2 protein-coding genes are annotated in these 12,381 nt (G+C 69.7%); one reads left to right on the top strand and one right to left on the bottom strand.

All coding sequences use genetic code 11. The features are described from left to right. A partial coding sequence (locus UAA55_RS31115) for a hypothetical protein (protein ID WP_322957818.1) occupies nt 1-210 on the bottom strand: 210 nt, incomplete at its 3' end. Here UAA55_RS31115 and UAA55_RS31120 point away from each other — a divergent pair. Further along, nucleotides 200-12,381, top strand: a 12,182-nt coding sequence (locus UAA55_RS31120) for a hypothetical protein (protein ID WP_322957819.1), incomplete at its 3' end; no start/stop codon positions are given. The genes UAA55_RS31115 and UAA55_RS31120 overlap by 11 nt on opposite strands.

The following is a 12,381-nucleotide window of genomic DNA, read 5'->3' on the forward strand; positions in this document are numbered from 1 at the left end:
TCGGCGGACCTCAACCTGCGAGGGGGCGGCGGCGGCGCCTGGGGCACCTTCACCGGCGCCGGCGGCACGCTGGGCACCATCACCAGCACGGGCGGCAACGTGGTGGTCTCGGGCGGCCAGATCTACCTGGCGGACCAGGTCAACGTCGGCAGCGCACTTGCTGTACAACAGCGGCGGCACGCTGGGCGTGGCGCCGGGGGTGACGGTCACGGGCAACTACCTGCAGAACAGCGCCAACGGCACGCTGGTCCTGGGCCCGAACGCCCCCCTGGTGGTCACTGGGTCCGCCATCATCACCGACGGCTACATTAAGGTCGGCAGCTTCGACAGCCTGACCAACCATGTGGCGGGAGAGACCACCACCCTGGTGCAGGCGGGGGCGGCCTCCACCTACAGCCTGGTCAGCAGCCAGAGCGTGCCGGTGGTGCAGTCCAACGTGGGCGGCCTGGGGGTCACCGGCACCCAGGTGGGCAACAACCTGCAGGCCGTGGTCGAGAACGACTACTTCGGCACCAGCACGGCGGCGTTCACGCAGGCCGGCACCATCGTGCTGGGGACCAACAGCCAGGCCAGCGCCGCGCTCTACGTGGCGGGCACCGCCACCATCGGCACCCTGACCAACACCGGCGTGCTGAACGGCGAGGCCAACCTCGGCAACGGCATCTTCATGGCGTCGGCCGGCACGCTGGCCGCCTCCATCGGCACGCTGGTCAACAGCGGCACCATCGCCGGCCGCGTGGGTGTCGCCAACTTCAGCGGCGTCATCGGCACCATCGACAACAGCGGCCAGATCCTGGACAGCCTGCCCAACTCGGGCATCTACAACGGCAATACCATCACCCTGGTGAACAACCAGGCGGCCGGCACCATCGCCGGCGCCTATGGCATCGCCAACAGCAACCTGCTGGGCACCCTCCTCAACGCCGGGCTGGTCGCCGGCTCCATCACCAGCGGGTCGACCACCGCGGTGGGCGTCGCCAACTACGGCACGCTCAACACCCTGACCAACAGCGGCCGCATCCTGGCCACGGCCGCCCGCATCGCGGACGGCGTGCTGAACTACGGCACCCTGGACACCCTGACCAACGCCACGGGCGGCACCATCGGCGCCAGCGGCAGCATCGTCAGCGGCACCGGCAACGTCGTCGCCGGTGTCGCCAACGGCGGCACCATCGGCACCCTGTCCAACAGCGGTCTGGTCACCGTCACCGGCCGCGACACCGTCACCGGCTTCAACGTGGTGGCCGGCATCGCCAACCTGTCGGGCGGCACCATCGGCGTCCTGTCCAACGCCAGCACCATCGCCGCCACCGGCAGCATCACCGACGTCACCCTGTCCCGCCTGGCGGGCGTGTTCAATGCGGGGGTCATCGGCACGCTGTCCAACACCGTGGGCGGCGTGATCAACGGCCTGGACAACTACACCGGCGGCGGCATCACCCAGCTGGCCAACGCCGGCCTCATCACGTCCGCCTCCCGTTCCGCCCTGTTCAACGAAGGCACCATCGGCACCCTCTCCAACAGCGGGACGATCCAGGGCCCGACCGCGCTGCGCCTGGGCGGCAGCGGCACCATCGGCACCTTCACCAACAGCGGCACCATCGCGGGCTCCATCCTGAACGGCGCGTCCACGGCCCTGACCATCGGCGGCGGCACGGGCACGGTGGTGGGCGTGCTGACGGGGGTCAGCGGCAGCGTCGGCGGCGCCGACAAGGGCCGGATCACCAGCACCGGCGCCAACCTGGTGTTCGGCAGCGGCAATCTGCTGCTGAACGACGACATCACCGCCACCGGCCGCACGGTGGTCAACAGCGGCGCCTCGCTGCGCCTGTCCAACACCGTCATCGTCACGGGCAATTACGCGCAGGGCGCCACCGGCACCCTGGTGCTGGGCAGCGGCGCGCTGCTGTCGGTGACCGGTGCGGCCTCCATCACCACGGGCACGGTGACCTCCAGCGGCTTCAACGCCACGGGCAACTACCTGGCGGGGGGCAGCAACGTCACCCTGGTGCAGGGCGGCGCGGGCTCGTCCTACAACACCACGGTGGTGGCGGGCGGCGGCATCACCGGCCTGGGCCTGACCGGCAGCGTGTCGGGCAACGACCTGCTGGCGGTGGTCGGCAACGACTATGTCGGCGGCTCGCTGGGTTCCATCGTCAACAGCGGCGCGCTGAGCTACAGCGGCGCCAACACGGGCGCGGTCTACGTGGCCTCGACCGGTAGCCTGGGCACCCTGGTCAACAGCGGCACGATCGCCGGCTCCATCGCGGTTGAGGTGGCGTCGGGCGGCACGCTGGGCCAGGTGGTCAACACCGGCACCATCAGCGGCAACATCATCAACCTGTCGACCAACGGGCTGGTCCTGTCGGGCGGCACGGTGGCCGGCACCTACAGCGGCGGCACCATCACCAGCACCCTGGCCAACGTGACCCTGGCCTCGGGCGCCATCGTCCTGGGTGACGCGGTCAATGTCGGCGGCAACACCCTGGTCAACGGCGGCGCCTCGGTGTCGCTCAACACCGTCATCGCGGTGACGGGCAACTACAGCCAGTCCACGGGGACCCTGGTGCTGGGTGCCAGCGGCGAGCTGGTGGTCAGCGGGGCGGCGGTCATGACCGGCGGCACCGTGGCCACCACCCTGTCGGCGACCGCCAACTACATCGCGGGCCAGGGCGTCACGCTGGTGGCGGGCGGCGCCGGGTCCAGCTACAACGGCGTCAGCCTGCAGGCCAACACCATCGCCGGCCTGGTCGCCGCGGCGGGCGGCGTGGGCACCAACCTGGTTGTGATGGGGGCCAACGACTATGTCGGGACCCTGCTGCCCGCGCTGAACAACACACTCAGCATCGGTGGCATGCAGACGGCGCTGTTCGTGCGCAGCACGGGCAGCATCGGCACGGTCAGCAACAGCGGCACGCTGGCGGGTGTGGGCGCCGTCACCGGCTATGGCGCGTCCATCGCCGGCACCATCGGGACCCTGACCAACAGCGGCCTGATCAGCGGCGACGGCGTCAACGGCGGTTACGGCCTGCTGAACCGCGGCACCGTGGGCACGCTGATCAATTCGATCGGCGGCACCTTCGCCGGCCTGGCCGGCACGGTGGGCTACGGCCTGATCAACCAGAGCATCCTGAACACCGTCGTCAACTATGGCCTCATGACCGGCCATGACGGCGGCCTGCAGAACACGGGCACCATCCAACTGTTGGACAACGCCAGCGGCGGCACCATCAAGTCCAACAGCGCCAGCGCGCAGCAGGGCCTGCGTAACGACGGCACCATCGTCACGCTGCTGAACGACGGCTTGATCGGCAACAACTATGGCCTGTTCCAGGCGGCGGGCACGATCCAGACGCTGCTGAACAACGGCACCATCGCGGCCAACGCCAGCGCCATCTACATGAGCGCCGCCATCGGCACGATCAGCAACAGCGGCACGATCACGGCGGCGCACAAGGCCATCGTCGCCAACGCCACACTGTCGACCGTGGTCAACAGCGGCCTGATTCGTGGCACTCAGGCCCTGGCCATCGGGGTGGGCGGCCGGGTGGGCACGCTGGTCAACAGCGGCCTGATCCAAGGCAACATCCTCAACAACAGTGTCAACGACCTGACGATCAGCGGCGGCGGCATTGGCACCTTCGGTTCGCTAACCGGCACTGCCGGCCAGGGGTTGATCACCAACACCAGCGCCAACCTGGTGTTCGCGTCCGGGAACCTGCTGCTGAACGACAATATCAATGTCGGCAGCCACACGGTGGTGAACGGCGGCGCCAATCTGTCGCTGACCACCCTGACCACCATCACCGGCACCTACAGCCAGACCAGCGGCACCCTGGCGGTGACCCCGGGTACCAGTCAGTTGACGGTCAACGGGGCCGCCAGCATCACGGGCGGCACGGTCAAGGCCAACTTCACCAGCGCCGGCATCTACCTTGCCGGCACCGCCACCCTGATCAGCAGCAGCGCCGGCTCCTCCTATGCCGGCGCCGTCGTCACGGCCAACAGCGTCACGGGCCTCACCACTGGCGGCAGCAGCATCAGCGGCAACAACCTGCTGCTGGCCATCAGGAACGACTATGTCGGCGGCGGCATGGCGACGTTGGCCAACACCGGTTCCATCGGCGGCATCCAGACGGCGGCCTATATCGCCGCCACGGGCAGCGTCGGCACGCTCGGCAACAGCGGCACGCTGGCCGGCACCGTCAACGCGCTGGCCATCAGCGCGGGCGGCAGCGTCGGCACCCTGGCCAACAGCGGTCTGATCAGCGGCAACATCGTCAACAGCAGCAGCCGCGACCTGATCATCACCGGCGGCGCGAACGGCACCTTCGGCACCCTGACTGGCAGTTCGGGCCAGGGCATGATCACCAACACGGCCAGCAACCTGGTGTTCGCCGCGGGCAACCTGGTGGTCGACGATACCATCGTCGCCACCGGGCACACGGTGATGAACGGCGGCGCCAACCTGGGCTTGGTGCACAACGTGCTGGTCCTGGGCAATTATGGCCAGTCGGCGGGCACGCTGGACCTGGGGTACGGCAACGGCCTGGCGGTCACGGGCGCCGCGGTCATGACGGGCGGCACGGTGGCCACCACGCTGAACGGCAACGCCAACTACATCGCGGGCCAGACGGGCGCGACGCTGGTGACGGCCGGCGTGGGGTCCAGCTACAGCGGCGTCAGCGTCCAGTCGGGTCTGTTCCCGCTGGTGCTGAACGGCACGACGGCGGGCAACAACCTGCTGGCGGTGGCCGTCAACGATTATGTGGGCACGGTGCTGGGCAGCCTGAACAACACCGGCACCATCAGCGCGGCGCGGACGGCGCTGTTCGTGGCTTATGGCACCGGCAGCCTGGGCACGCTCAACAACAGCGGCACCCTGGCCGGCAACGGTGGGTCCACGGCCTACGGCGTGCGCATCCAAGGCACGGTCGGCACGGTGACCAACAGCGGGCTGTTGAGCGGCACCGGCACCAACAGCGGCTACGGCCTGTCCAACCAGGGCACGGTCGGCACCCTCATCAACCAGGCCGGCGGCACCATCCAGGGCGGCGCCACGGTGGGTGGCGGCGTGCTTAACGTCGGCGGCGGCGTCATCGCCAGCATCAACAACGCCGGCCTGATCACCGGCCCGCAGCCGGGCGTGTACAACGGCGCGAACAGCACCATCGTCTCGCTGGACAACAGTGGCACCATCAAGTCCAGCAACGACGCCTACGCCACGGCCCTCGCCAACTTCGGCATGATCAGCACCCTGACCAACAGCGGCCTGATCGGCAACCACACCGCCATCTGGCTGTCCAGCGGCACCATCGGCAGCCTGGTCAACAGCGGCACGATCAACGCCCAGGGCGACGCCCTGCTGCTGACCGGGACCGGCCGCGTCGGCACCCTGGTGAACAGCGGGCTGATCCGTGGCAACATCGAGAACTACAGCAGCAACGACCTGAGCATCGGTGGTGGCACGGGCAACCTGGTGGGCACCCTGACGGGCACCGGCGGCGGCATCGGCACCATCACCAGCGCCAACGCCAATGTCGTGTTCACCTCGGGCGCGCTGTCGCTGAACGACCAGGTCAACGTCGGCGCCAACACCGTGCGCAATACGGGCGCGTCGCTGGCATTGGCGGGGACGATCAGCATCAGCGGCAACTACAGCCAGACGGCGGGTACGCTGGTGGTCAACCCGGGGGTCAGCCAGCTGGTGGTGACCGGGGCGGCCAGCATCACCGGCGGTACGGTGCTGGCCAGCCTCGCCAGCGGCGGCGTCTACCTGGTGGGCAGCGCCTATACCCTGGTGTCGGGTGGTGCGGGCTCCAGCTACACCGGGGCCACGGCGACGGTCGCGGGCGTGGCCGGCGTGGGGGCGACGGGGACGACCAGCGGCAACGACTTCCTGCTGACGGTCAGCAACGACTATGTCGGCGGCAGCATCGGCACCCTCAGCAACACGGGCACGCTCAGCGCCACGACGGCGGTCTACATCGCCGCGACCGGGACCGTGGGCGTCCTGGCCAACAGCGGCGTGATCCAGGGCAACATCACCAACCTGTCGGCCAACGCCCTGACCATCACCGGCGGGGCGGGGGCGACGGTCGGCACCCTGACCGGCCAGTCGGGCAGCATCGGCACGATCACCAGCACGCTGGCCAACGTGGTGCTGGGGGGCGGCACCCTGCTGCTGAACGACCGGGTCACCGTGGGTGGCGGCACGCTGGTGAACAGCGGCGCCAACGTGCTGCTGACCACCGCCATCAGCGTGACGGGCAACTTCAGCCAGTCGTCGGGCACGCTGGTGGAGGCCTACGGCACCGGCGCGTTGTCGGTCAGCGGCGCCGCGGTCGTGACCGGCGGCACCATCGCCGTCACAGGCGTCCCCAGTGCCATCAACATGCTGGCGGGCGTGGGCGGGACCACCGCCCTGGTGACCGGCGGCACCGGCTCCAGCTACACCGGACTCAGCTACACCTCCGACGTGACGGGCATGGAGGTCTCGGGCTCGGTGGGCGGCAACAGCCTGTATCTGGCGGGCCTGAACGACTATGTGGGCACGGTGCTGGGCAGCCTGAACAACACGGGCACGATCATCGCCAACAACGCGGTCTACGTCGCGGCGACGGGCACGCTGGGCAGCCTGACGAACACCGGCACGCTGCTGGGCGCCACCGCCGCCCTGAACAACCTGGGCAGCATCAACAGCATCCTCAACGGCACGCTGGGGACGGTGGGCGGCAGCCTGGGCGTCATGGTGGGCGCGGTGGGTGTGGCCAACGCCGGCCACCTCGGCACATTGACCAGCTACGGCACCATCCTCGGCACGACGGGCGCGGGCGTGGACAACCAGGGCACGATGTACGGCCTGGGCAACGCCGGGACCATCGGTGGCGTGACCGCGGGCATCAACAACAGCGGCACGCTGACCATCGCGCAGAACGCCGGCCTGATCTCCGGTTCCATCGGTATCAACAACAGCGGCTCCATCGCTCTGCTGGGCAACATCGGCTTCGGCACGCTGCTGGGCGGCATCGTGGGGTCGGCCACGGGTGTGCGCAACAGCGGCATTCTGGGAACCCTGCTGAACCAGGGGGTGATCACGGGCACCAACTACGCCCTGTACAACGGCGCCAGCGCCACGCTGGGCACCCTGGTCAACGCCGGCACGATCAGCGGCGCCATCGCCAACCTGTCGACGAGCGACCTGGTCATCGCGGGCGGTGGTGGCACGCTGACGGGCGGCGTCATCACCAACACGTCCAGCAACGTGGTGTTCGCGGGCGGGGCCCAGGTTCTGGGCGACAGCATCGTCAACGTGGGCGGCCACACGGTGGTGAACAGCGGCGCCAGCCTGGCCCTGGCCAGCACCGTCACCATCACCGGCGCCTACAGCCAGGCCACGGGCACGTTGGCCCTGGGCAGCAACCATCTGGAGGTCAGTGGCGTTGCCGCCATCAGCGGCGGCACCATCACGGCCGACGTCAGCTCCATCACCAACTACATCGTGGGGTCGTCAACCGGCGTCATCCTGGTGCAGGGCGGGGCGGGGTCCAGCTATACCGGCGTGGGCATCTATTCCGGCATCACCGGCCTGACCATCGGCACCGGCGTCACCACCATCGGGTCCAACGTCGACCTGGTGCTGGCGGCGGTGAACGACTACATCGGCGGCACGCTGGGAACCCTGAACAACACCGGGACCATCAGTGGCGTGGTGACGGCGGCCTACATCGCCAGTGGCGGCAGCCTGGGCACGCTGGTCAACAGCGGCGTGCTGGACGGCGAACTCTATGGCATCCGCAACCGGGGCACCATCGGCCTGGTGGACAACAGCGGCACGGCCACCGGCCGGGTGGGCCTGTGGAACCAGGGCAGCATCGGCACGGTGCTGAACACCGGCCTGCTGAAGGACGCGCCGGAGGTCAACGCCGCCGGCCTGAACAATGGGGGCACCATCGGCGCCGTCATCAACCAGGGCACCATCAGCAGCGTGGCCTATGGCCTGTACAACAGCGGCACCATCGCCAGCCTCGACAACAGCGGCCTGGTCAGCGCCACCGACACGGTCAGCGGGCGGGCCTTGCGCAACACCAGCGGCGGCACCATCGGTGTCATCAGCAACAGCGGCACCATCGCCGGCGTGACGGCCCTGTACAACCAGGGCAGCATCGGCACGATCGCCAACAGCGGCACGATATCGGGCAACATCGTCAACACCAGCGCCAACGCCCTGGTGTTCACCGGCGGCACGGGCGGCACCGTGGGCACGCTGACGGGGACCAGCGGCATCGGCACGATCACCAGCACCCTGGCCAATGTTGAACTGGCCGGCGGCACCCTGTTGCTGAACGACCAGGTCAATGTTGGCACGGGCACGCTGGTGAACAGCGGCGCCAACGTGCTGCTGACCACCGTCCTCAGCGTGACGGGCAACTACAGCCAGTCGGCGGGGACGCTGGCCATGGGCATCGGCGCGGCCACGGCGGGTGAGCTGCTGGTCAGCGGCGACGCGGCCTTCACCGGGGGCACGGTGGCGGTGACGGCGCTGACGGGCAGCAACCTGATCGCGGGCCAGAGCTACACCATCGCCGAGGTGGGCGGGACGCTGACCACCAGCGGGCTGACGGCCGCGGCCAGCGGCTTCAGCGCCACCCTGGGCACGGGCGCCAACGGGGCGGCCACCGACCTGCTGCTGACGCTGCTCAGCGACTATGTCGGCGGCACGCTGGGGACGTTGACCAACACCGGCACGATCAACGCCGCCACGGCGGTGCTGATCACCAGCGCCGGCAGCCTGGGCACGCTGGCCAACAGCGGGGCCATCATCGGCAACGTGGTCAACGGCAGTGCCAATGACCTGGTCATCGTCGGGGGCTCCGGTGGCACGGTGGGCGGCTTCAGCGGCGGCACCATCCGCAACAGCCTGAGCAACCTGAGCTTCGCCAGCGGCGCCGTCAGCCTGGCTGACGCCATCGACGTGACCGGCCACACGGTCGGCAACACCGGCGCCAGCCTGACGCTGGCCAGCGATGTGGCCGTCACGGGCAACTTCGCCCAGACCGCCGGCACCCTGTCGGTGGCCGGCCACGTCCTGGGCGTCAGCGGTGCGGCGCAGGTGACGGGCGGCGTGGTCGATGCCGGGATGGCGGGTGCCGCCAACTACCTGGTGGGCGATGCCGTGACCCTGATCCGGGGCGGCAATGGCTCGACCTACACCGGGGCGACGGTGGTCAGCGGGCTGACGGGCCTGGACGCGCTGGGGTCCGCCAGCGGCAGCAACTTGGCAGCCGTTGCCGGCAACGACTACATCGGCGCCAGCCTGGCCACCCTGAACGTCACGGGCACGCTCGTGAACACGGCGGGCGGGGCCACGGCGCTGTACATCGCCAGCACCGGCACGCTGGGGGCCCTGGCCAACAGCGGCACCGTCAGCGGCAACATCACCAACGTCTCCGCCCGTGATCTGACCATCATTGGCGCCACTGGGGGCGGCACGGGTGGCACGGTGGGTGTGTTCACCGGCGGGACCATCCGCAACACGGGCGCCAACGTCATCTTCGCCTCGGGCACGGTGGCCCTGGGCGACGCCATCGACGTGGGCGGGACGCACACGGTCAGCAACATCGGGGCGGCCATCGCGCTGACCGCGGACGTCGGCGTCAACGGCACCTATGCCCAGAGCGCGGGCAGCCTGACCGTGGGCGGCCATGTGCTGACGGTCAGCGGCCCGGCGCTGGTCAGCGGCGGCACGGTCAGCGCCGGGGTGTCCGGCGTGGGCAACTACTTCGTGGGCGACAGCGTGACGATGATCCAGGGTGGGGCGGGCTCGTCCTACACCGGGGCCGTGGTCACCAGCGGTCTGGCGGGCCTGGACGCCAATGGCTCGGTCAGCGGCAACAATTTACTGGCGGTGGCGGGCAACGACTACATCGGGGCCAGCCTGAACGTCCTGAACGTCACGGGCACGCTCGTGAACACGGCCGGTGGCGCCACGGCGCTGTACATCGCCAGCACCGGTACCCTGGGCAACCTGGCCAACAGCGGCGTCCTCGTCGGCAACGTGGTCAACCAGTCGGCCCGGGATCTCACCATCAACGGTGGGGGCAACGGCGCGGTGGGCCGCTTCAGCGGCGGCACCATCACCAGCACGGGCGCCAACGTGCTGTTCGCCTCGGGTGCGGTCAGCCTGGGCGACGCCATCAATGTGGCGACCCACACGGTCAGCAACGCCGGCGCCAGCCTCAGCCTGGCCGGCAACGTCGGCATCACGGGCAACTTCGCGCAGAGCGGCGGCACGCTGACCACGGGCGGCCATGTGCTGACGGTCAGTGGGGCGGCCAACGTGACGGGCGGCGTGGTCAACGCCGGGGTCAGCGCCGTGGGCAACTACCTGATGGGCGACAGCGTCACCCTGATCCAGGGCGGCACGGGGTCCAACTACGCCGGCGCCACGGTCACCAGCGGCATCACCGGCCTGACGGCCAACGCGGTCACCAGCGGCAGCAACCTGTTGGCGGCGGCGGCGAACGACTACATCGGCGCCAGCCTGGATACGCTCAACAACACCGGCACGGTGGCCAGCCCGACGGCGCTGTACATCGCCGCCACGGGCACGCTGGGCGCCCTGGCCAACGGCGGGGCGCTGGCCGGCAACATCACCAACCTGTCGACCGGCGACCTGATCATCACCGGCGGCAGCCTGGCCAGCCCGGGCACCCTGACCGGATACAACGGCGCCGTCGGCACGATCAGCAACACCCAGTCCAACGTGCGCTTCACCGGCGGCGCGCAGCTGCTGAACGACCACATCAACGCGGGCGGCCACACGGTGTTCAACAGCGGGGCCACCCTGCTGGTGAACAGCGCCATCAACATCACCGGCGGCTACAGCCAGTCGGCGGGCACGCTGGCCATCGGCGTGACCACGCCGACCAGCTACGGCAACCTGGCGGTCAGCGGTGCCGCGGCCTTCACCGGCGGTTCGGTGCTGCTGCAGGGCGTGGGCAGCGGGGCGGGGGCCCTGCAGGCCGGGACCTACACCATCGCCTCGGGCAATGGGCTGACCTTGAGCGGCGTGGACTTCACGGCCACGGGCTACACCGTGACCAGCGACCTGGTGACGGTGGGCGGCACCACCCAGCTGGTGGTGAAGGTGGCGGGCAGGGCCACGAACTACACGGCGGTGGGCAACGCGCAGGGCGGTGCGGCGGTGGGCACGGGCGCCGCCTTGGACCAGATCGCGGCGCTGGCCGGCAACAGCATCACCACCAACCCGCAGCTGGCGGCGTTCACGCAGCAGGTGCTGGCGCCGTTGGCGACGCTGACGCCGGCGGCCAAGCAGGTGGCGGTGGCGCAGCTGTCGCCCAGCCAGCTGACGCCGCAGCTGACGGCGGCGTCGGTGACGCCGACGACCACGGCCATCAGCCAGCACCAGGAAACGGTGGCCGGCCTGATGGACGGCGGCGGGAAGGGCATGGCCGCGGGCTCCAACGGGCGCGAGGGGGTGATCTGGGGCGAGATCGTGGGGGCCGGCGTGCTGCGCGGCACGACGACGGAGGCGGCGGGCTACCGCGCCAGCAGCGCCGGCCTGGTGCTGGGCGCCGACTGGTTCGCCAGCGACGAGGTCATGGCCGGCCTGGCGTTCAGCTGGATCAACAGCGCCTCGGTGGGCCAGGGGGTCATGGCGGGCAGCACGACGCGGGTGGGCAGCTACCAGCTGACGGCCTACAGCGTCTGGCGTCCGGACTTCGCCGACCAGAAGCTGTCGGTCGAAGGCCAGCTGGGCTTCGGCTACAACCACTTCGACCAGCGCCGTGCCATCCAGTTCCTGGGCGCCCGCGCCAACGCCAATTACGGCGGGGAGCAGTACCTGGGCAAGGTGACGGTGGGCTACGACCTGCCCAAGCAGGGGGCGTTCACCTTCACGCCGCAGTACAGCCTGCGCTTCGTGCGCCTGGTGAACCACGACTACCAGGAACACGACGCCGGCCCGGCCAACCTGAAGGTGGACACGCTGGGCACCAACGCGGTGACGCAGGAACTGGGGCTGAAGGTGGACACGCAGTGGAACACGGGCGTCGGCCTGCTGTCGCCGGACCTGCGGGTGGCCTGGGTGCACGACTTCAAGGACGCGCCCATCCCGACCACGGGCGTGCTGGCGGGGGTGGCCTTCGCCAGCACCACCGGGCGGGTCAACACCGACGGCCTGGCCGTCAACCTGGGCGCCACCCTGCAGCAGAGCGAAAGCCTTCAGCCTGCGCCTGGAGTACAACGGCGAGTACCGCCACGACTACCAGAGCCACGGCGGCGTCCTCCGCGCCAGCTGGAACTTCTGAGGTCGAGCGTCCAACAAAAAGCCCCGCTGGAGCGATCCGGCGGGGCTTT

It is taken from the genome of Nitrospirillum guanabarense (assembly GCF_034653355.1).
Lineage (GTDB): Bacteria > Pseudomonadota > Alphaproteobacteria > Azospirillales > Azospirillaceae > Nitrospirillum.